The organism is Pseudomonas sp. GD03862 (assembly GCF_029840855.1).
GTDB classification, from domain to species: Bacteria; Pseudomonadota; Gammaproteobacteria; order Pseudomonadales; family Pseudomonadaceae; genus Aquipseudomonas; species Aquipseudomonas alloputida.
On sequence record NZ_JAOCDI010000012.1, the window covers coordinates 43,608 to 64,421 of the forward strand.

Here is a 20,814-nt window from a genome sequence, read left to right on the forward strand (position 1 = left end):
TCGGTTTTTAGTGGATCCATTGATGGGGCGCCCTCTGCGATTCGAGGGGGCGGCTGCAGCGGCACGTCGTCTGAACAGGAAGGCACCGGCGAGATCGATCAATGTGGCCGGTGCGGGAGCAGGCCTGGCCGAACCTGCTATGCCTAAAGGGACACCCAACCCATCAAGGCCACTCGATGCTAGCCATCGAACAACTCTACAAATCATTCCCCACCCCCCAAGGCCCGCTCCCCATTTTGCAGGGGGTGGACATGCGCCTGGCGCGGGGCAGCAGCCTGGCGCTGATGGGCGAGTCGGGCAGCGGCAAGAGTACTTTGCTGCACCTGGTGGCTGGCCTGGACCGAGCGGACAGTGGCCGTATTCTGATCGACGACGTTCCGCTCGATGGCCGTTCGGAAGCGTCGCTGGCGCAGTGGCGACGGGAGGGGATCGGCCTGGTGTTTCAGCAGTACAACCTGATCAGCAGCCTGGACGTGGGCCTGAACCTTACCTTCCAGGCCCGTCTCGCCGGGCGGCATGACCCGCATTGGGCGGCTTACCTGGCGCAGCGCCTGGGCCTGGCGGACCTGCTCGGGCGTTACCCGGAACAACTGTCTGGCGGCCAGCAGCAGCGCGTCGCGATCGGCCGTGCGCTTGCCGGGCGCCCGGCCTGGCTGTTGGCTGACGAACCGACCGGCAGCCTCGATGAAGCCAGCAGTGACGAGGTGCTGAGTTTGTTGCTGCAGTTGGTCGCCGAAGCCGGCAGCGGGGTACTGATGGTGACCCACAGCCCGCGGCTGGCGGCGCGTTTGCAGCACCGTTGCTACCTGCAGGCCGGCCGTGTGCGGCCCGAGCAGGGCTGATGAAGCTTTTGTCGCTGGCCCTGTTGGCGCTGCTCAGCCACTGGCGGCGCCATCGTGTGCAGTGCTTCAGCATCTTCACTGGCCTGTGGCTGGCCACGGCGTTGTGGACCGGCGTGCAGGCGTTGAACAGCCAGGCACGCAGCGACTATGCCCGGGCCAGCGCGGTATTGACCGGGCCATTGCAGGCGCAACTGATCGCGCGCAATGGCGAGCGCTTCGATCAGGCGTTGTACGTGCAACTGCGCAGGTTGGGCTGGGCTGTTTCGCCGGTGCTGGAAGGGCGCTTGCGCTTGCCGGGCGAGCCCGCACGCAGTGTGCGACTGATCGGCATCGAGCCGTTGAGCCTGCCGCCTGCCAGCAGCGTTGCCGGGGTGCAGGTGCAGGCATTCGACCTGCAAGCGTTCGTCGGCTCGCCCGGGCAAGCCTGGGTTGGGCCAGACACCTTGCGTCAACTGAACACAAGCCCCGGGTCGCCGACCCGCGACAGTGAAGGGCAGTTGCTGCCGCCTATGGTTTTGCAGCCTGCGTTGGCACCCGGGGTCATCGTGGTGGACATCGGCCACGCGCAGACGTTGCTGAACGCACCGGGGCAGTTGTCTCGTCTGCTGCTGGCCGATACGCCCGGGCCGTTGCCTGCAGATATCGCCCGCTACCTTGAACTGCAGCCGCGGCAGGACGATGGTGGCTTGCAGCGCCTGACCGACAGTTTCCACCTCAACCTGACCGCGCTCGGCCTGCTGGCGTTCGTCGTCGGCTTGTTCATTGCCCACGCCGCAATCGGTCTGGCGCTGGAGCAGCGCCGTGGGCTGATCCGCAACCTGCGCGCGTGCGGCGTCAGCCTGAAGACCCTGCTGGGTGCCCTGGTGCTGGAGCTGGGCCTGTTCGCGGCACTGGGTGGGCTGGCCGGGGTGGCCAGTGGTTACGCATTGGCCGCGTGGCTGTTGCCCGACGTGGCCGCCAGCCTGCGTGGTCTGTATGGCGCCCAGGTCGCCGGCACGTTGAGCCTGCCGGCGGGCTGGTGGCTGCTGGGTGTGCTGGTGAGTGTCCTCGGGGCATTGCTGGCCGGCCTGCAGAGTGTAATGCGCGCTGCCCGGTTGCCTTTGCTGGCGCTGGCGCAACCCCAGGCCTGGCGACTGGCGCAGGGGCCATGGTTGCAACGGCAGGCTTTGCTAGCGGGCCTGCTGCTGTTGCTGGCCTTGGGCTGTGGCGTGTTCGGGGCCGGCCTGCTCAGTGCGTTCGGCATGCTGGCAGGGTTGCTGCTGGCGGCGGCACTGCTGTTGCCGGCGTTGCTCGATCGGGTACTGGCCTGGCTGGCGCGTCGTTGCCACCGGCCATTGGCGCAATGGTTCGTGGCTGACAGCCGCCAGCAGTTGCCAGCGCTGAGCCTGGCGTTGGTCGCCCTTTTGCTGGCCCTGGCTGCCAGTGTTGGCGTGGGCAGCATGACCGAGGGTTTTCGCAAGACGTTTGTCGGTTGGCTTGACCTGCGCCTCTCCGCCGACCTGTATGTCACCCCGCGGGACACGGCCCAAGGCTTGCAGATTGTCGAGTGGCTCACGCAGCAGCCCGGGGCCAGCATGGTCCTGCCCGGCTGGCGCGCAGACATGCAGCTGCAAGGTTGGCCGGTGCAAGTGCAGGGCATTGTCGATCACCCTGCCTATCTTACGCGCTGGCCATTGCTGGAACAGCATTCGCGTGCTTGGCAGCAACTGGCCAGCGGACAAGGCTTGATGCTCAGTGAGCAGTTGGCCAGGCGATTGAACCTGCAACTGGGAGACAGCCTGATGCTGCCCGCAGACACGCCAGCCATGCCCGTGGTGGGGATCTATGCCGATTACGGCAACCCCAAGGGGCATGTGCTGGTCAATGCCGACTGGTTGCGCGCCCACTGGCCACAGGCAACCCTGGCCGGCTTGAGTGTCGACCTGAGCGCTGAAGGGGGGGCATCGCTCAAGGACGCGCTGCAACGGCACTTTGCCCTGGATGACAGCCGGGTGGTCGAGCAGGCGCGCCTGAAACGCTGGTCGACCGACGTCTTCAACCGCACCTTTGCCGCCACCGCAGCTCTCAACAGCCTTACCCTTGGCGTGGCCGGTGTGGCGTTGTTCATCAACCTGCTGACCCTGGGCCAGGCGCGGCTGGGCCAGTTGGCACCGCTGTGGGCGCTGGGGGTGCGGCGCATGCAACTGGTCTGGCTGAGCCTGGGGCAGACACTCATGCTCAGCAGCTTCACCGTGCTGCTGGCAATTCCGCTTGGGCTGTTGCTGGCCTGGTGCCTGGTCGCGGTGGTGAACGTGCAGGCCTTCGGCTGGCGGTTACCGCTCTATGTGTTCCCCATGCAACTGCTGCAGTTGACCGTGCTGGGCATGCTCACCAGCCTGTTGGCCTGCGCCTGGCCGCTGTGGCAGCTGGCGCGCCGCCAGCCGCGCGAACTGTTGAGGCCATTGGCCGATGAAGCTTAATGCGTGGCTGTTGCTGACCGGGTTGTTGTTGTGCGGCTGTGATCAGTCTGCACCACAAAGCTATGCCGGGCTCGGGCAGCAGGCTGGCGAGTTCAGCCAGGTAACCCGCGATCATCGTCTGGTCTTCCCGCATGACCACGGCCCCCACGACGGCTTTCGTATCGAGTGGTGGTATGTCACCGCCAACCTCAAGGACGCCCAGGGCCGTGACTGGGGCGCCCAGTGGACACTGTTCCGCTCGGCCTTGCGCACCGGCCCGGAGACCAGCGGCTGGAACAGCCCGAACCTGTGGATGGGGCATGCAGCACTGACCGGGCCGGGTGGTCATCAGGCTGCTGAAACCCTGGCGCGGGGGGGGATCGGCCAGGCCGGCGTGCAGGCCCAGCCGTTTCGCGCATGGATCAATGACTGGGTGTTACAAGGCCAGGGCGGTATTGAACAGCTGCAGATGGCCGCAAGTGGCGACGGTTTTCGCTATGACTTGCAGTTGCACAGCGATCTTCCCTTGGTGCTGCATGGAGAGCAGGGCTACAGCGAAAAATCAGGCAAGGGCCAGGCTTCGTACTATTACAGCCAGCCGTTCTACCAGGTCCAGGGGCAGGTCCAGCGTGGCAGCCTGTGCATCGCGGTTACCGGGCAGGCCTGGCTGGACCGGGAATGGAGCAGCCAGCCGTTGGCCCCCGGGCAGACCGGCTGGGACTGGTTTTCCCTGCACCTGGACAGTGGCGCCAAGCTGATGCTGTTCCAGGTGCGGGAGGCCCACGGGGAACCGTATCGCGCCGGAACCTGGGTAGGGCCACAAGGGGACGTGGTGGCACTGGACGCCGCACAGATCAAGCTGCAGGCGCTGGCCTGGTCTGCGCAGAAAAACGGCAAGCAGGTGCCGACGCGCTGGCGGGTGCAAGTGCCGGAGCATGGGGTGGATGTGCAGGTCGATGCCGTTGAGCCGCAGGCGTGGATGCAGACACGGTTCCCGTATTGGGAAGGGCCGGTACGCTTGAACGGGAGTGCGGGCGGGCGCGGGTATCTGGAGATGACCGGGTACTAGTGCAACAACGTTTGAGCAAGACAGTTGTTCCCATAAAGGTCGCGCCAGACCCTTCAATCCTTGATCAGCCCTCGCAGCACTGCGCGCGCTTCTTCAGTGCGCAAGCATTCGATGAAAAACTGGCTTTCCCGCGCCACCGTGGCCTCCAGCTCTGCCCGCTGGCTGTCCTTGAGCAGCCGCTTGCTGATCCGCAGTGCCGCCTGCGGGTAGCCTTGCAGCTGCCGCGCCAGCGTGCGGGCAGCGTCCAGGCATTGTTCGCCGTTTTCATGCAGCTCATTGGCCAGCCCCCAGGCCAGCATCTGTTCGCCATCCAGCAACGCATTGGTCAGCAGCAAGCGTGCCGCCCGGGCCTGGCCAAGCACACGCGGCAGCAGCAGGCTGGAACCAAACTCCGGGCACACACCCAGCGGCGCGAAAGGCATGCGCAGCTTGGTCGAGCGGCTGACCAGCACCTGGTCGCAGTGCAGCAACAGAGTGGCCCCGATGCCGATTGCCGCACCACTGACCGCTGCGATCAGCGGCTTGTCCAGGCCCATGACCACCCGCATCAAGCGGAACACCGGGCTGTCCAGGTCGCTGGGCGGGTTGTCGAGGAAGTCGCGAAGGTCGTTGCCAGCGCTGAAGCAGTGCGGCCCACCGGTGATGATGATGGCATCGACAGCGGGGTCTTCACCTGCCGCCAGCAGTAGGTCGCCCAGCAGCTGGTACATGGCAGTGTTCAGGGCATTGAGCTTGTCGGGGCGGTTGAAGGCCAGGGTCAACAGGCCTTGGTCCAGCTCGCGTGTGATCAGGTCGTTCATGGCAGCCGCTTTTGTTGTTGTGAGGGGCCCTGCCGGGCAGTGGCGCTTAGGGTTTATCACGCAGTCCGGCTTGTTGTACAGTCGTTCAGTCCAGCCCTTAACCAGAGACCCACCGATGACTCAGGAAGCCCGCTACCACCGCATGCTGCCGGAATTGCGCAAAGCCAACCTGGTCGAGGCGACCCTGGTGTGCCTCAAACGCCATGGTTTCCAAGGGGCTTCGATCCGCAAGATTTCGGCCGAGGCCGGGGTCTCGGTCGGGCTGATCAGCCACCATTACGCGGGCAAGGACGAACTGGTGGCAGAGGCTTACATGGCCGTCACCGGTCGGGTGATGGGCCTGTTGCGCGAGGCCATGGCCCAGGCCGCGCCCAATGCCCGCGAGCGGTTGTCGGCGTTTTTCCGTGCCTCGTTCTGCGCCGAGCTGCTCGACCCGCAACTGCTCGATGCCTGGCTGGCTTTCTGGGGGGCGGTGAAGACCGCCGACGCGATCAACCAGGTGCACGACCACTCCTACGGCGAGTACCGCAACGAACTTGGCCAGCTACTGGCCAGGCTGGCCGAGGAGGAGGGCTGGCAGGGCTTCGATGCCGACCTGGCGGCCATCAGCCTGAGCGCCTTGCTTGATGGCCTGTGGCTGGAGTCGGGCCTGAACCCCGGCACCTTCACCCCCGAGCAGGGCGTGATCATCTGCGAGGCCTGGGTCGACGGCCTGCAGGCCGGTGGCCGCAGGCGCTTCAGCCTGTCCGAGGGCTGTTGATCGCCTGTTCAGTAACGAGTACGCTGCTGTCGCGAGTGTGTAGAACAACACCAATAAAAAGAGACAACACGCAATGACGCCTCGGGTATTGATCGTCGATGACGATCCGCTTGTTCGTGACTTGCTGCAGGCCTACCTGTCCCGGGAAGGCTACGACGTACACTGCGCCGACACCGCCGAAAGGGCCGAAGCCCTGCTTGGCAGCCAGGACGTCGACCTCGTGCTGCTGGACATCCGCCTGCCCGGCAAGGACGGCCTCACCCTGACCCGCGAACTGCGGGTGCGCTCGGAGGTTGGCATCATCCTCATCACCGGGCGCAATGACGATATCGACCGCATCGTTGGCCTGGAATGCGGCGCAGATGACTACGTGATCAAACCGCTCAACCCCCGCGAGCTGGTGTCCCGGGCGAAAAACCTGATCCGCCGCGTGCGCCATGCCCGCGAGGCGCACCCCGCCCCGGCCTGCGCGCAATCGCTGAAGCAGTTCGCCGACTGGGCACTGGATACCGACCGCCGGCGCCTGATCGACGCCTGTGGCGGGCAAACCCTGCTGACTCATGGCGAGTTCCAGTTGCTCAGCGTGTTCCTGCGCAACAGCGGCCACACCCTCAGCCGCGACCAGTTGATGGACCAGATTCGCAACCGCGAGTGGGTGCCCAACGACCGCTCCATCGACGTGCTGGTCGGCCGCCTGCGGCGCAAGCTGCATGACGACCCGGCCGAACCGCAGTTGATCATCACCATTCACGGCACCGGCTACCTGTTCACCGCCAGCGTGGCAGCATGATTCCTCGCGCCTGGCAGTTGGCGCTGGCCTTGACGTTGCCCACCCTGCACGCCAGTGCCAGTGAGCCGGTGCGCTACTGCGACTACCCGGTGTACCCGCCCATTTCCTGGAGCGACGGCCATCAGGTGCGCGGCCTGGCCCCCACCGTGGTGCGCGAACTGTTCGCGCGCATGGGCTACGAGGTGCAAACCGTGGTGCTGGGCAACTGGAAGCGCTGCCTGATGGACGCCGCCGCCGGGCGGGTGGACGTGGTCCTGGCCTACAACAGCGACCAACGTGACCAGCGCATGCGTTTTTCCACGGAGCCGGTGGTGCGCGAGGAAGTGGCCGTGTTCTACAACCGCAAGCGACCGGTGCAGTTCCAGCAGCTGGAGGACCTGGCGGGTTACCGCGGCGGCCTGCTGTACGGTGAAAGCTATGGCGCCGAGTTCGACCGCTTCGTCGCCCGCCACCAGAACATCGAGCGGGTATCGTCCAGCCAGCAGAATTTCGGCAAGCTGATCCGCGGGCGCATCGACTATGTGATTCAGGAGCGGCGCACCGGGCTGCTGTTCATCGAACACCTGCCCGGGGCGCAGGATATTCGCGCATTGCCCACGGCATTGAGCGTGGACTACCTGCGGGTGGCGGTATCGCGACAGTCACCCTTGAGCCAGCACATGGCTGAAATCGACGCGCAGTTGCAGCGGATGAACCAGGCGGGCGAGATCGCGCGTTGGCTTGAGCAAAGTGAGGTCACTTACCGCGACATGATCAACCTGCCGGCGGATGCACGATGATCCGCCTGCGCACCGATGGCCTGCTGCGCCGCCTGCTGCTGTTCATCCTGCTGTTCAGCTTGTGCTTCACGGTGCTGGCCAGCGGCGTGCAGCTGTACTTCGAGTACCGTCGCGAAATGCGGGATATTGAGGCACGCATGGCGTTGATCCGCGCCGGCTACCTGGCCAGCCTGGAGCGCAGCCTGTGGGACCTCGACGAGGCGCAGCTGGATGTTCAGTTGCGCGGCCTGGTGGACTTTTCCGATGTGGCGCGGGTGCGTCTGGTCAGTGATGATTTCACATTGTTACGCGGTGATGCCGACCCCCAAGGGCCGCTGCGCATAGAGCGCTTCCCCCTCGACTATCAGCCGCCCTCAGGGCCGGTCAGGCACCTGGGCGAACTGGAAGTCAGCATCGACCTTGGCGCGGTACACCGGCGGCTTTACGCCACGGGCCTTGCCAGCCTGTTGTGGATGGGCGTGTTTCTGTGCGGCCTGGCAGTGGCGCTGTCAGGGCTGTTCTACCGCCTGGTCACCCGCCACCTGCAAGTGATGGCCGAGTTCGCCCGCCGCATTGGCGCCGGCCAGTGGCAGGAGCCGTTGCGCCTTGGCCGCCGCCGATCATCGCGCCCCGACGAAATCGACACTGTGGCCAATGCCCTGGACGATATGCGTCGCGCCATCCTCAGCGATATCGAGCGCCGTGAGCGTGACCGCCTGGAACTGCAGGACAAACGCGACGAATTGCAGGCCATGGTCGAGCGGCGTACGGCCAGCCTGGCTCGGGCCAAGGACGAGGCCGAGGCTGCCAACCTGGCCAAGTCGCGCTTTTTGGCGACCATGAGCCATGAATTGCGCACGCCGCTCAACGGTATTCTGGGCATGGCCGAACTGCTGCGCGGCGGGCGCCTGGAGGTCGCCGACCGCCAGCGTGTCGAGGCCTTGTACAAGGCTGGCGAAGGGCTGTTGGCGATTCTCAACGAAGTGCTGTATTTCGCCCGGCTCGAAGAAGGTGAGAGCCGCGCCGAGCTGGTCGGCTTTTCGCTGCGCCAGTTGTGCCAGGAAGTGCTGGCGCTGCTCGCACCCATGGCCGCGGACAACGGCGACACACTGCATCTGGAGATTGATGAGCAATTAGCCGGTTACCAGCACGGCGCCGAGCAGTACCTGCGTCAGGTGCTCAGCAACCTGCTGGCCAATGCCATCAAATTCACCGAGCAGGGCCAGGTGCGGCTCAAGGTGCAGGTGCTGGTCAGCGATGCGACCACGCAGCGCCTGCGGCTGTCGGTCAGTGACAACGGCATCGGCATCGAGCCGGCCGTACAGGCAAAAATCTTCGACCGCTTCGTCCAGGCCAGCGAGGCCGTGGCACGCCGCTACGGCGGCACCGGTCTGGGACTGGCGATCTGCAAGCACCTGGTGGAAAAGCTGGGGGGCTGCATTGGCCTGGACAGTGTACAAGGGCAGGGCAGCTGCTTCTGGTTCGAACTCGACATCGCCCTTGGGCAGCCGGTTGCGGCTAATACCCCGGCCCAGTCGGTCAGCGCCAGCCTGGATATCCTGGTGGTCGAGGACGTCGCGCTGAACCGTGAGGTGGCGAGCGGCCTGCTGGTGCGCGATGGCCACCGGGTGAGCTTTGCCGAGGATGCCGGGCAGGCCCTGCAGTTGTGCGCACAGCGGCGCTTCGACCTGATCCTGCTGGACGTTCACCTGCCCGGCATGAGCGGGGTGGAACTGTGCCGGCAGCTTCGCGCCACCCCCGGGCCTAACCACCACAGCCGGATAGTGGCGCTGACCGCTGGCGTGCAACCGGGGCAACTGTCGGATTACCTGGAAGCCGGCATGCAAGGTGTGCTGGCCAAGCCCCTGCGGCTGGCCAACCTGCGCCAGACGCTGGCCGACGCAACGCCGACTGATGAGGCCGGTATTGACGCAAACATGGACTGGTCGCTGCTGGCCACCCACCGCTCGCTGCTGGGCGAGCAGAAGCTGCAGGGCCTGCTGAATGTGTTGCGCCAGTCACTGGAGCAGCACGCCAAGGCGTTGGCCGAGGCGCTGCCAGCCCAGGACTTTACCGAGGTGCTGCACCTGGCCCACCGCCTGGCCGGCAGTTGCGACTCCCTGGGTTTTTCTGGCCTGGCTGCGCTGTTGCGACGCCTGGAAGACGCCGCCCGCCAGCATGATGGGCAGGCGCTGAACGCACTTGCCGAGCCACTGGCAAGCCAGCTCGGCCAGGCCCGTGCGACCCTGGAACAGTTGATCCAGAGCTGACGTACAAAAAACTTACGACTTTTTACATCTTCGATCCGTTCGTATAACGGCGCCTTACATCCGTTTCCAATAATCCATGGCAACCGTGTTGCACACGGTCCATGAGGCTTATTGGAGACAAGAATAATGACATGCCGTAGCGCTCAGCCCCTCATTCGAACCCTCCCACGCACCGGCCGCAATGGCGAGGTGTGCCATGACTGACAACGTTGAAAAAATCCAGCTCACCCGCGCCCTGAAAAGCCGGCACATCTTCATGCTGTCGCTGGGTGGGGTTATTGGAACCGGCCTGTTCATGGGCTCGGGCGTAACCATCAATCAGGGCGGGCCGGTGGGCGCGATCCTGGCTTACCTGGTCGCGGGCTTGCTGATGTACCTGGTGATGGTCTGCCTCGGCGAGCTGTCGGTGCAGATGCCAGTGTCCGGTTCGTTCCAGGCCCACGCCACCAAATACATTGGCCCGGCCACCGGGTTCATGATCGGCTGGGTGTACTGGATGAGCTGGGCCACCACCGTAGGCCTGGAGTTCACCGCTGCCGGCATGTTGATGACCCGCTGGTTCCCGGAGGTGCCGATCTGGTACTGGTCGGCGCTGTTCGTGGTGGTGCTGTTCGGGCTCAACGCCCTGGCCACGCGTGCCTTTGGCGAGGCCGAGTACTGGTTCTCGGGCATCAAGGTGGCAACCATCCTCGGCTTCATCGTCATTGGCCTGCTGGTGATCTTCGGTGCCATCCCCCTGAGCAGCGGGGCACCCGCACCGATGCTGAACAACCTGGTGGGCGAGTCGCTGTTCCCTCACGGCCTGTCGGCAGTGTTCGCGGTGATGATGACTGTGGTCTACGCCTTCCAGGGCTGCGAAATCATGGGGGTGGCGGCTGGCGAGACCGAGCACCCGGAAAAGAGCATCCCGCGGGCGGTGCGCAATGTGGTGTTCCGCGTGCTGATCTTCTATGTGCTGGCGATTGCCGTGCTGTCTGCCATTGTGCCGCACGAGCAGGCCGGGCTGATGGAAAGCCCGTTCGTGCAGGTGTTCGACATGGTCGGCATCCCTTACGCCGCCGACTTGATGAACTTCGTCATCCTCACGGCCATCCTCTCGGTGGGCAACTCCGGGTTGTATGCCTCCACGCGCATCCTCTGGGCCATGTCCAAGACTGGCATGGCACCGAAAAGCCTGTCGCCGCTGAGCAAGCGTGGCGTGCCGCTGCGGGCGCTGAGCATCACCCTGTGCTTTGCGCTGATTTCGCTGATGACCAGCTTCGTCGCGGCTGACACGCTGTTCATGGTGCTGATGGCGGTGAGCGGTATGTCCGGCACCGTGACCTGGATCGTCATCGCCCTGGCGCAGTACCGTTTCCGCAAGGCATGGCTGCGTGACGGCGGGCAACTGCAGGACCTGAAGTACAAGGCGCCGCTGTACCCACTGGTGCCGCTGCTGTGCATCACCCTGTGCAGCTCGCTGTTCGTATTCCTGGCGCTGGATGAAACCCAACGGCCGTCACTGTACTGGGGCTTTGGCTTCATTGCCCTGTGCTATGCGGCGTACTTCTTCGTCAACCGCCGTCGGCAGGGGGCCTTCGCACCCAGCGCACCAGGGGTTTGACGCCGCAGCTTGTCGTCGGCTGGTGTTGGTCGCTGCATTTTCAGCGCCTGTGAGGTCGAGCGCCGCCCGTGCGGTGCGCGATCTCACAGGCCATAAAGCCGTCATGACGAACGCCCTTGTGTAACGCCAGATACCGAGTTGTGCGAAGTTGTAACAGCCCATCCCGCCTTGCTGAACACTCGTTTAGTATCTCCCTCATCAAGTCCTCCAACACCATCACAACAACACCGAGGCCCCCCATGACTACCCCGTCGTCGTCACTGTTGAGCAAGGTCGAAGCCGGCGTTGCCTGGATCACCCTCAACCGCCCCGAGCAGCGCAACGCGCTGGACATTCCCACCCTCAAGCAACTGCACGCCTTGCTCGACAGCCATGCCGACGACCCCGCCGTACGCGTGGTGGTGCTGACCGGCAGCGGCCGCAGCTTCTGCGCTGGCGCCGACCTGGCCGAATGGGCAGCCGCCGAAGCGGCGGGCACCCTGGAAAGCTACGGCTGGACCGAAACTGCCCATGCCCTGATGCTGCGCCTGCACAGCCTCGACAAACCCACCATCGCCGCCATCAACGGCACCGCCGTGGGCGGTGGCATGGACCTCAGCCTGTGCTGCGACCTGCGCATCGCCGCCGCCTCGGCGCGCTTCAAGGCCGGCTACACCAGCATGGGCTACAGCCCCGATGCCGGCGCCAGCTGGCACCTGCCCCGGCTGATCGGCAGCGAGCAGGCCAAGCGCCTGCTGTTCCTCGACGAGCTGTGGGGCGCCGATCGAGCCCTGGCCGCCGGGTTGGTCAGCGAAGTCTGCGCCGACGAGCAGTTGCCTGCCGTTACCGCCGAACTGGCCGGGCGCCTGGCCAATGGCCCGACCTTCGCCTATGCGCAGACCAAGCGGCTGATACGCGACGGTGCCCGGCGCACGCTGGCTGAACAGCTGGAAGCCGAGCGCCACGCCGGCCTGCTGTGTGGCCGCAGCCAGGATGGCGCCGAGGCCCTGCAAGCCTCGGTGGAACGTCGCGCCCCCCGTTTTACCGGCCAGTAATCCGATACCCGACCCTCATCAGGACCTTCGCAGATGAATTTCCAACTGACCCAAGAACAAGAAATGTTGGTGGAAGCGGTACGCAGCTTTGTTGCCAAGGAGCTGCTGCCCCATGAGGAAGCGGTGGACCGCGCCGACGCCGTGTCACCCGAGCTGGCCGCGCAGATCCGTGGCAAGGCCATCGCTGCCGGGTTCTATGCCTTCAACATGCCCGAGGAAGTGGGAGGGGGCGGCCTGGACTACCTGTCCCAGGCGCTGATCGAACGTGAGCTGTCCAAGGTGTCCTGGGCGCTGCATGTCTTCGTTGCACGGCCGTCGAAAATCCTCATGGCCTGCAAGGACGAACAGATCAACGACTACCTGCTGCCGTGCGTGCAGGGCGAGAAGGTCGACTGCTTCGCCCTCACCGAACCGGGCGCCGGCTCTGATGCCAACGCCATCAAGACCCGCGCCGTGCGCCAGGGCGATGACTTTGTCATCAACGGCAGCAAGCACTTCATCAGCCACGCGGGCCACGCCGATTTCGCCATTGTCTTCGCTGTCACCGACACCTATGAGCACAACGGGCGCAAGCGCAATGCGGTCACCGCCTTGCTGGTCGACCGGGGTACGCCGGGCATGACCATCCGCCGTGGTCCCAAGTGCGTGAGCAACCGTGGTTATCACACCTACGAGCTGTTCTTCGACGACTGCCGGGTGCCGGCCAGCAAGGTGCTGGGCGAAGTGGGCAAGGGCTGGGAAGTGGCCAACGCCTGGCTTACCGCCGGCCGGGTGATGGTCGCCGCCAACTGCGTGGGCCAGGCCCAGCGCGCCCTCGACCTGTCGCTGCAATGGGCCGCCGACCGCAAGCAGTTCGGCCAGGCCATCGGCAGCTATCAGGGGGTGTCGTTCAAGCTGGCCGACATGGCCACGCAGATCCGCGCGGCCGAGATGCTCACCCTGCACACCGCCTGGAAGATGGACCAGGGCAACATGACCGACGGTGAGGCCGGCATGGCCAAGCTGTTTGCCAGCGAGGTGCTGGGCAAGGTCGCCGACGAAGCGGTGCAGATCTTCGGTGGCATGGGCCTGATGGATGAAGGGCCGGTTGAGCGCATCTGGCGCAACGCGCGTATCGAGCGCATCTGGGAGGGCACTTCGGAAATCCAGCGGCATATCATCGCCCGCGAACTGCTGCGCCCGCTGCTGCGCTGAGCGCCAGGAGAACACCCATGTCGCAATCGATTCGTGACAACCTCAAGCGCCTGCTGGCGCCCCGACACCTGGCCTTCGTCGGCGGGCGCAGCATGGCGCGGGCGCTCAAGCGCTGCGCCGAAGGTGGCTTTGCCGGTGAGCTGTGGCTGGTCAACCCGCAGCATGAAAGCCTCGAAGGCATCCCCTGCGTGGCACGGGTGGCCGACTTGCCCTACGCCCCGGACGCGGTGTTCATCGCCACCAACCGTGAGCTGACCTTGCAGTGCGTTGCCGAGCTGGCTGCACGTGGCGCCGGTGGCGCCATCTGCTACGCCTCGGGCTTTGCCGAAAGCGGTGAGGAGGGCTGCCAGTTGCAGCAACGCCTGCTCGACGTCGCCGGCAACATGGCCTTGCTCGGCCCCAACTGCTATGGCTTGCTCGACTACCTGCACGGTGCCGCCCTGTGGCCGGTGGCGCATGGTGGCCAGCAGGTGGAGAAGGGGGTGGCGATCCTCACGCAAAGTGGCAACTTCGCCTATAACCTGTCCATGAGCGACCGCTCCCTGCCGGTGGCCTACATGGCCTCGGTCGGCAACCAGGCGCAACTGGGTGTGGCCGAGCTGATGGATGTGCTGCTCGACGACCCACGGGTAACCGCCATCGGCCTGCACCTAGAAGGCCTGAAGAACGTGCCGGGCTTCGCCCGCGCCGCTTGCAAGGCGCTGCAGCAGGGCACGCCGATCATTGCATTGAAGACGGGCGTTTCGCAGATCGGCGCTGAACTGGCGCTCAGCCACACCAGCTCGTTGTCCGGCTCCGATGCGTTGTACGACAGCCTGTTCCAGCGCCTGGGCGTGATCCGCGTCAGCGGCCCGGTGAGCTTTGTCGAAACGCTCAAGGCCGCAGCCTGCGGACGCTTGCCGGCAGATGGCGAGCTGATTGCGCTGGCCTGCTCAGGCGGCGATGCCGGGCTGATTGCCGACTATGCCGAACGCAACCAGTTGCAACTGCCGAAGCTCGCGCAAGGGCAGGTGGCGGCACTGGCCGAGGTGTTGCCGGGCTATGCCAACCTGGTCAACCCACTGGACTTCACCACTGCCATCTGGGGCGATGAAGCCGCCCTGCAACGCATGCTCGACAACACCCTGAGCGGCGCCGCAGGCGCGGCGATGCTGGTGCTGGACTACCCGGCGGCGTTCACCGGCGAGCGCAAGGAATGTGACCTGCTGCTGGGGCTGTACTGCGATGCCGTTGAACGCCACGGCAAGATCGGCTTCGTCACCTCGGCTTTCCCGGAACTGTTGCCTGCCAGTGCGCGTGAGCGCCTGCATGCGCGGGGCATCGCAGCCCTGCAGGGCGTGGAAGATGGCCTGGCGGCCTGGGGGCGCATCGTCGCTTACCAAAGGAACCGCCTGCGGTTGCTGGACCAGGGCGAGGCTGCGCGGGTACCGCTGTGCCCGCAGGCCCTCACGGGCGAAAGCCGACTGTTGGATGAATGGCAATCCAAGCAGGCCCTGCGCGCCTTCGGCCTGCCCGTGCCTGCGGGCGTGCTGAGTACGCCCGAACGCGCCGTGGCAGACGCCGCCCGCGTGGGTTACCCCTTGGTACTGAAGGCGGTCAGCGCGCAGCTGCCACACAAGACCGAAGCTGGCGCTGTGGCGTTGAACCTGCGTGATGCCCGCGCCCTGGAAGCTGCACTGGTGCAGATGCGCCAGTGCATCGCTGACTACGCCCCGCAGGTTGCGTTTGATCAGGTACTGCTCGAGCCCATGGCCGAGCCGCCCTTGGCCGAGCTCATAGTGGGCATCAAGCGTGAAAACGACTTTGCCCTGGCCTTGGTGATCGGTGCCGGCGGTGTGCTGGTCGAACTGCTCAAGGACAGTGTCAGCCTGTTGCTGCCCACTACCGACAGCGCCATCCGGGCAGCGCTACTGAGCCTGCGCAGTGCCAGCCTGCTGCAAGGCTTCCGTGGCCGTCCGGCCGCCAACCTCGATGCCTTGGTCTCGGCCATCCGCGCGGTGGCCGATTACGCCTGCGAAAACGCCGGGCAGTTGCTGGAGCTGGATGTGAACCCATTGATGGTCGGTGCCCTCGGCACCACCGCGGTCGACGCGTTGATCCGCCTCGGCCAGGCGCAAGGAGAACGACATGAATGACCTTACCCTGACGGCCGGCCAGGCGCTGGTGCGGTTGTTGGCCAACTACGGCGTGGAGACCGTGTTCGGCATCCCCGGCGTGCACACCCTGGAGCTGTACCGTGGCCTGCCGGGCAGCGGCATTCGCCATGTATTGACCCGCCACGAGCAGGGCGCCGGCTTCATGGCCGACGGCTATGCGCGGGTCAGTGGCAAGCCGGGGGTGTGCTTCGTCATTACCGGCCCAGGCGTGACCAACGTCGCCACCCCCATCGGCCAAGCCTATGCCGACTCGGTGCCGATGCTGGTGATTTCCAGCGTCAACCACACCGCCAGCCTGGGCAAGGGCTGGGGCTGCCTGCACGAAACCCAGGACCAGCGCGCCATGACTGCGCCCATCACGGCGTTTTCTGCGGTGGCCCTGCAGGGCGACGACTTGCCCGAGCTGATCGCGCGCGCCTGGGCAGTGTTCGACAGCGAACGACCGCGCCCGGTGCATATTTCGGTGCCCCTGGACGTGCTGGCGGCATCGGTCAGTCGGGACTGGAGCGGTGAGGTGGTACGCCGTCCCGGGCGTGGCCAGCCGTGCCGCGAAACCCTCGAGCAGGCTGCCCTGAAGCTTGCCGCCGCCCAGCGGCCGATGCTCATTGCCGGGGGTGGCGCGTTGCACGCGGCTGAGCAGTTGCAGCAACTCAGTACACGGCTGGCAGCGCCTCTGTTCACCAGCGTGGCCGGCAAGGGCTTGCTGCCACCAGACGCGCCACTCAATGCCGGCGCCAGCCTGTGCGTCGAACCCGGCTGGCAACTGATCAGCCAGGCTGATGTGGTGCTTGCCGTAGGCACCGAAATGGCCGACACCGACTTCTGGCGTGAGCGCCTGCCGATCCGCGGCGAGCTGCTGCGCGTCGACATCGACCCGCGCAAGTTCAACGATTTCTACCCCTGTGCCATTGCCCTGCAGGGCGATGCCCGGCAAACCTTGGACGGTTTGCTCGAACACCTGCCCGCACTTCAGCGTGACCCGGCCCAGGCCAGCGCGGCGGTGGCCACCCTGCGCCAGGCCATCCGCAATGGGCATGCCCCGTTGCAGGCCACGCACCAGGCCATTCTGGACCGTATCGCCGCCGTACTGCCTGACGATGCCTTCATCAGCAGCGACATGACCCAGCTGGCCTATACCGGCAACTACGCCTTCGCCAGCCGGGCGCCACGTAGCTGGCTGCACCCCACCGGTTACGGCACCCTCGGCTACGGCCTGCCGGCTGGCATCGGTGGCATGTTCGCCAGCGACCACCGCCCCGGCCTGGTACTGGTGGGTGATGGCGGCTTCCTGTACACCGCGCAGGAACTGGCCACTGCCGTCGAGGAGCTGCACCGGCCGCTGGTGGTGTTGCTTTGGAACAATGACGCCCTCGGCCAGATCCGCGACGATATGCTCGGCCTGGATATCGAGCCGGTCGGCGTGCTACCGCGCAACCCGGACTTCATCGGCCTGGCCCGCGCCTTCGGTTGCACAACGCACCAGCCACGCGACCTGGACGCGCTGCAGGCCGACCTGGCCAGCGGCTTCGCCACCGCCGGCGTGACGTTCATCGAACTCAAACACACCTGCGTCTGTTAAGGCGCGCACTACGACAAGAACACGAGTAATCACCATGCCCTTTCGCCGTACCCTTCTGGCTGCATCCCTGGCACTTTTGATCACCGGACAGGCCCCCCTGTATGCGGCACCCCCGTTGTCGATGGACAACGGCACCAGCACCCTGACCGTGCAGAACAGCAACGCCTGGGTCGAGGTCAGTGCCAGCGCCCTGCAACACAATATCCGCACCCTGCAGGCCGAGCTGGCCGGCAAGTCCAGGCTGTGCGCCGTGCTCAAGGCCGATGCCTATGGCCATGGTATCGGTCTGGTGATGCCGTCGATCATCGCCCAAGGCGTGCCCTGCGTGGCGGTGGCCAGCAACGAGGAGGCCCGGGTGGTCCGCGCCAGTGGCTTCACCGGGCAACTGGTGCGGGTACGCCTGGCCAGCCTCAGCGAGCTGGAAGATGGCTTGCAGTACGACATGGAAGAGCTGGTGGGCAGCGCGGAATTTGCCCGCCAGGCCGATGCCATCGCCGCGCGCCATGGCAAGACCCTGCGCATCCATCTGGCGCTCAACTCCAGCGGCATGAGCCGCAACGGGGTGGAGATGGCCACCTGGTCCGGCCGTGGCGAAGCGCTGCAGATCACCGACCAGAAGCACCTCAAGCTGGTCGCGCTGATGACCCACTTCGCCGTGGAAGACAAGGACGATGTACGCAAGGGCCTGGCGGCCTTCAACGAGCAGACCGACTGGTTGATCAAGCACGCGAAGCTCGACCGCAGCAAGCTCACCCTGCACGCCGCCAACTCGTTCGCTACGCTGGAGGTGCCGGAAGCGCGCCTGGACATGGTACGAACAGGGGGCGCGCTGTTCGGTGACACCGTGCCGGCGCGCACCGAGTACAAACGTGCGATGCAGTTCAAATCGCACGTGGCGGCGGTGCACAGCTACCCGGCCGGCAACACCGTGGGCTATGACCGCACCTTCACCCTGGCCCGTGATTCGCGGCTGGCCAACATTACGGTCGGGTACTCCGATGGCTACCGCCGGGTATTCACCAACAAGGGCCATGTGCTGATCAACGGCCACCGTGTGCCGGTCGTGGGCAAGGTGTCGATGAACACGCTGATGGTCGATGTCACCGACTTCCCTGATGTGAAGGGGGGTAACGAAGTGGTGCTGTTCGGCAAGCAGGCCGGGGGCGAAATCACCCAGGCCGAGATGGAAGAAATCAACGGCGCGTTGCTCGCCGATCTGTACACCGTATGGGGCAATTCCAACCCGAAGATCCTCGTCGACTGAAATTGCCATTGAAAGGAGATTGCCATGCGCTACGCCAAGCTCACCCAACGCATCGCCGGCGACGGCGCTGCGGCCTGGGACATCCACTACCGCGCCCTGGCGCTGCAGGCCGAGGGCAAGGACATCCTGCTGCTGTCGGTGGGTGACCCGGACTTCGACACTCCCGCGCCTATTGTCGAGGCGGCCATCGACAGCCTGCGCGCTGGCCATACCCATTACGCCGATGTACGCGGCAAGCTGGCGCTGCGCCAGGCCATCGCCAACCGTCACCGGCAACGCAGCGGCCAGGCGGTGAGCGCTGACCAGGTGACGGTGCTGGCGGGGGCCCAGTGCGCGTTGTACTGCGTGGCCCAGTGCATACTCGACCCAGGCGATGAGGTGATCGTTGCCGAACCGATGTATGTCACCTACGAGGCCGTGTTTGGCGCCTGCGGCGCCAAGGTGGTGCCGGTGCCGGTCAAGCCCGAGAATGGCTTTCGCGTTTGCCCGCGTGACGTCGCCGAGCGCATTACCCCGCGCACCCGCGCGCTGGCGCTGAACAGCCCGCACAACCCTTCAGGGGCGAGCCTGCCGCGCGCCACCTGGGAGGCGCTGGCCGAACTGTGCGTTGCCCATGATCTGTGGCTGATCTCTGACGAGGTCTACAGCGAGCTGCTGTATGAAGGCGAGCATGTCAGCCCCGGCAGCCTGCCGGGCATGGCCGAGCGCACTGCAACGTTGAACAGCCTGTCCAAGTCGCATGCCATGACCGGCTGGCGCATGGGGTGGGTGGTCGGCTCGACAGCACTGGCCACGCATCTGGAAAACCTCGCCCTGTGCATGCTCTACGGCTTGCCGGACTTCGTCCAGGATGCCGCCGTGGTGGCGCTGGAGCAGCCGTTGCCCGAGCTGGACGCCATGCGCGAAGCCTACCGCGAGCGGCGCGATCTGGTGTGCGAGCAGCTGGCCGGCTGCCCGGGCCTCAAGGCATTGAAGCCCGATGGTGGCATGTTCGTGATGGTCGACATCCGTGAAACCGGCCTTAGCGCACAGGCTTTCGCCGACTACCTGTTGGACAGCCAAGGCGTGTCGGTGCTCGCCGGCGAGGCATTCGGCCCGAGCGCTGCCGGGCATATCCGCCTGGGCCTGGTGCTGGGCAATGAGGCGCTGGCCGATGCCTGCCAGCGCATCGCCCGCTGCGCCGGCGAACTGATGCGCGGGCAGACGGATGCGTGAGCACACCGTCCAGCGTACGCGCCGCCCGGGCCAGGAGGAAGGCGCGCGCTGCTGAACCACTGCGGCAAGATAACCTGTTTTGTGTGAGGAGAATGCTTGTGAATGTACTGATCGTCCACGCTCACCCCGAGCCGCAATCGTTCACGGCTGCCCTGCGTGACCAGGCTGTGGATACCTTTCGCGCCCAAGGCCATCAGGTGCAGGTCAGCGACTTGTACGCCATGGGCTGGAACCCGGTGGCCAGTGCCGATGACTTTACCCAGCGCGAGAACCCCGAGTACCTCGTGTATGCGCTGGAGCAGCGTCAGGGCGTCAAGCGCGGTGCCATTGCCGCAGACATCCAGCAGGAGCTGGACAAGTTGTTGTGGGCCGATTTGCTGGTGTTGAACTTCCCGATTTTCTGGTTCTCGGCCCCGGCCATGCTCAAGGGCTGGATCGACCGGGTGCTGGTGTCGGGGGTGTGCTATGGCGGCAAGCGCTTCTACGACCAGGGCGGGTTGGCCGGCAAGAGGGCGCTGGTGACCGTGACCCTGGGCGGGCGCGAGCACATGTTTGGCGACGGCGCGATTCACGGGCCGCTGGAGGACATGCTGCGGCCGATCCTGCGGGGCACGCTGGCCTATGTCGGGTTCGAGGTGCTGCCGCCGTTCGTGGCGTGGCATGTGCCGTACATCAGTGCTGATGCGCGGCAGGACTTTCTGCAGCAATACCGGCAGCGTCTGGAGCAGCTCTCGGACGACCAGCCACTGGTGTTCCCGCGCCTGGCGCAGTTCGATGAAGCGTTGTACCCGCTGACGTGACCTTTCTCCTGTACTAAACACTGGGGCCGCGTTGCGGCCCTTTCGCGACACAAGGCCGCTCCCACAGGATTGCCGCCAGCTTCGAAGGCTGCGCCGTCCTCCCACAGGATTACCACCAGCTTCGAAGGCTGCGCCGTCCTTGTGGGAGCGGCCTTGTGTCGCGAAAGGGCTGCAAAGCAGCCCCAACATTTTGTCAGCATACGATGTTCTGCAAACCTTCCAGCGCCACCTGCCAAAAAACG

16 protein-coding genes are annotated in these 20,814 nt (G+C 65.4%); 15 read left to right on the top strand and 1 reads right to left on the bottom strand.

The window, feature by feature from the left end; all coding sequences use genetic code 11:
- Window positions 1-176 precede the first annotated feature (176 nt).
- The 3 genes from N5D53_RS10530 to N5D53_RS10540 are packed head-to-tail and all read left to right on the top strand — an operon-like array spanning window position 177 to window position 4,349.
- Window positions 177-842: an ABC transporter ATP-binding protein gene (locus tag N5D53_RS10530; protein WP_010954570.1), complete on the top strand. Its 666-nt coding sequence runs from the start codon at window positions 177-179 to the stop codon at window positions 840-842.
- Entirely contained in the window at window positions 842-3,301 is a 2,460-nt protein-coding gene (locus N5D53_RS10535) for an ABC transporter permease (protein WP_266023829.1), read from the top strand. The genes N5D53_RS10530 and N5D53_RS10535 overlap by 1 nt, the downstream gene beginning before the upstream one ends.
- Entirely contained in the window at window positions 3,291-4,349 is a 1,059-nt protein-coding gene (locus tag N5D53_RS10540) for a lipocalin-like domain-containing protein (protein WP_266023831.1), read from the top strand. The genes N5D53_RS10535 and N5D53_RS10540 overlap by 11 nt, the downstream gene beginning before the upstream one ends.
- A gap of 53 nt (window positions 4,350-4,402) precedes the next feature.
- Here the strand turns inward: N5D53_RS10540 and N5D53_RS10545 are convergent, their stop codons facing one another.
- Window positions 4,403-5,149, bottom strand: coding sequence for an enoyl-CoA hydratase-related protein (locus tag N5D53_RS10545; RefSeq protein ID WP_129932067.1), 747 nt, complete (start codon window positions 5,147-5,149; stop codon window positions 4,403-4,405).
- 115 nt (window positions 5,150-5,264) lie between these two features.
- On the opposite strand from N5D53_RS10545, the gene N5D53_RS10550 reads away from it, so the two are divergent.
- From N5D53_RS10550 to N5D53_RS10605, 12 genes are all read left to right on the top strand, one after another.
- A complete protein-coding gene (locus N5D53_RS10550) occupies window positions 5,265-5,909 on the top strand; it encodes a TetR family transcriptional regulator C-terminal domain-containing protein (protein ID WP_010954566.1) in 645 nt (214 codons plus the stop codon).
- A gap of 73 nt (window positions 5,910-5,982) precedes the next feature.
- Window positions 5,983-6,699 carry a response regulator gene (locus N5D53_RS10555; RefSeq protein ID WP_010954565.1) on the top strand — a complete coding sequence of 239 codons (717 nt, stop codon included), beginning with the start codon at window positions 5,983-5,985 and terminating at the stop codon, window positions 6,697-6,699.
- Window positions 6,696-7,478, top strand: coding sequence for a transporter substrate-binding domain-containing protein (locus N5D53_RS10560; protein ID WP_070095782.1), 783 nt, complete (start codon window positions 6,696-6,698; stop codon window positions 7,476-7,478). The genes N5D53_RS10555 and N5D53_RS10560 overlap by 4 nt, the downstream gene beginning before the upstream one ends.
- Window positions 7,475-9,727, top strand: coding sequence for an ATP-binding protein (locus N5D53_RS10565; RefSeq protein WP_190869462.1), 2,253 nt, complete (start codon window positions 7,475-7,477; stop codon window positions 9,725-9,727). Before N5D53_RS10560 ends, N5D53_RS10565 begins: the two co-directional genes overlap by 4 nt.
- A 196-nt stretch (window positions 9,728-9,923) precedes the next feature.
- Window positions 9,924-11,330: an amino acid permease gene (locus N5D53_RS10570; RefSeq protein WP_003256132.1), complete on the top strand. Its 1,407-nt coding sequence runs from the start codon at window positions 9,924-9,926 to the stop codon at window positions 11,328-11,330.
- A gap of 239 nt (window positions 11,331-11,569) precedes the next feature.
- Window positions 11,570-12,364 carry an enoyl-CoA hydratase-related protein gene (locus N5D53_RS10575; protein ID WP_104961424.1) on the top strand — a complete coding sequence of 265 codons (795 nt, stop codon included), beginning with the start codon at window positions 11,570-11,572 and terminating at the stop codon, window positions 12,362-12,364.
- A gap of 33 nt (window positions 12,365-12,397) precedes the next feature.
- A complete protein-coding gene (locus N5D53_RS10580; protein WP_010954560.1) occupies window positions 12,398-13,558 on the top strand; it encodes an acyl-CoA dehydrogenase family protein in 1,161 nt (386 codons plus the stop codon).
- Between the two features lie 17 nt (window positions 13,559-13,575).
- Window positions 13,576-15,693 (top strand): acetate--CoA ligase family protein, encoded by a 2,118-nt coding sequence (locus tag N5D53_RS10585; protein ID WP_190869461.1) that lies wholly within the window; start codon window positions 13,576-13,578, stop codon window positions 15,691-15,693.
- Window positions 15,686-17,293: a 5-guanidino-2-oxopentanoate decarboxylase gene (locus N5D53_RS10590; RefSeq protein WP_266023845.1), complete on the top strand. Its 1,608-nt coding sequence runs from the start codon at window positions 15,686-15,688 to the stop codon at window positions 17,291-17,293. The genes N5D53_RS10585 and N5D53_RS10590 overlap by 8 nt, the downstream gene beginning before the upstream one ends.
- 34 nt (window positions 17,294-17,327) lie before the next feature.
- Complete coding sequence (gene alr, locus N5D53_RS10595) at window positions 17,328-18,557, top strand: alanine racemase (protein WP_279840274.1); 1,230 nt, start codon at window positions 17,328-17,330, stop codon at window positions 18,555-18,557.
- A gap of 24 nt (window positions 18,558-18,581) precedes the next feature.
- The gene (locus N5D53_RS10600) at window positions 18,582-19,772 is read left to right on the top strand and encodes a pyridoxal phosphate-dependent aminotransferase (protein ID WP_190869460.1); all 1,191 of its coding nucleotides are present in this window, start codon (window positions 18,582-18,584) and stop codon (window positions 19,770-19,772) included.
- 98 nt (window positions 19,773-19,870) lie between these two features.
- Window positions 19,871-20,572: an NAD(P)H-dependent oxidoreductase gene (locus tag N5D53_RS10605; RefSeq protein WP_104961429.1), complete on the top strand. Its 702-nt coding sequence runs from the start codon at window positions 19,871-19,873 to the stop codon at window positions 20,570-20,572.
- Window positions 20,573-20,814 lie beyond the last annotated feature (242 nt).

Excerpts from the sequence above, each read along its gene's own strand:
- N5D53_RS10600 (WP_190869460.1), top strand. The coding sequence starts at position 18,582 with ATGCGCTACGCCAAGCTCACCCAACGCATCGCCGGCGACGGCGCTGCG.
- N5D53_RS10590 (WP_266023845.1), top strand. The coding sequence starts at position 15,686 with ATGAATGACCTTACCCTGACGGCCGGCCAGGCGCTGGTGCGGTTGTTG.
- N5D53_RS10535 (WP_266023829.1), top strand. The coding sequence starts at position 842 with ATGAAGCTTTTGTCGCTGGCCCTGTTGGCGCTGCTCAGCCACTGGCGG.
- N5D53_RS10555 (WP_010954565.1), top strand. The coding sequence starts at position 5,983 with ATGACGCCTCGGGTATTGATCGTCGATGACGATCCGCTTGTTCGTGAC.
- N5D53_RS10575 (WP_104961424.1), top strand. The coding sequence starts at position 11,570 with ATGACTACCCCGTCGTCGTCACTGTTGAGCAAGGTCGAAGCCGGCGTT.
- N5D53_RS10550 (WP_010954566.1), top strand. The coding sequence starts at position 5,265 with ATGACTCAGGAAGCCCGCTACCACCGCATGCTGCCGGAATTGCGCAAA.
- N5D53_RS10570 (WP_003256132.1), top strand. The coding sequence starts at position 9,924 with ATGACTGACAACGTTGAAAAAATCCAGCTCACCCGCGCCCTGAAAAGC.
- N5D53_RS10565 (WP_190869462.1), top strand. The coding sequence starts at position 7,475 with ATGATCCGCCTGCGCACCGATGGCCTGCTGCGCCGCCTGCTGCTGTTC.
- alr (WP_279840274.1), top strand. The coding sequence starts at position 17,328 with ATGCCCTTTCGCCGTACCCTTCTGGCTGCATCCCTGGCACTTTTGATC.
- N5D53_RS10560 (WP_070095782.1), top strand. The coding sequence starts at position 6,696 with ATGATTCCTCGCGCCTGGCAGTTGGCGCTGGCCTTGACGTTGCCCACC.
- N5D53_RS10545 (WP_129932067.1), bottom strand. The coding sequence starts at position 5,149 with ATGAACGACCTGATCACACGCGAGCTGGACCAAGGCCTGTTGACCCTG.
- N5D53_RS10540 (WP_266023831.1), top strand. The coding sequence starts at position 3,291 with ATGAAGCTTAATGCGTGGCTGTTGCTGACCGGGTTGTTGTTGTGCGGC.
- N5D53_RS10585 (WP_190869461.1), top strand. The coding sequence starts at position 13,576 with ATGTCGCAATCGATTCGTGACAACCTCAAGCGCCTGCTGGCGCCCCGA.
- N5D53_RS10530 (WP_010954570.1), top strand. The coding sequence starts at position 177 with ATGCTAGCCATCGAACAACTCTACAAATCATTCCCCACCCCCCAAGGC.
- N5D53_RS10580 (WP_010954560.1), top strand. The coding sequence starts at position 12,398 with ATGAATTTCCAACTGACCCAAGAACAAGAAATGTTGGTGGAAGCGGTA.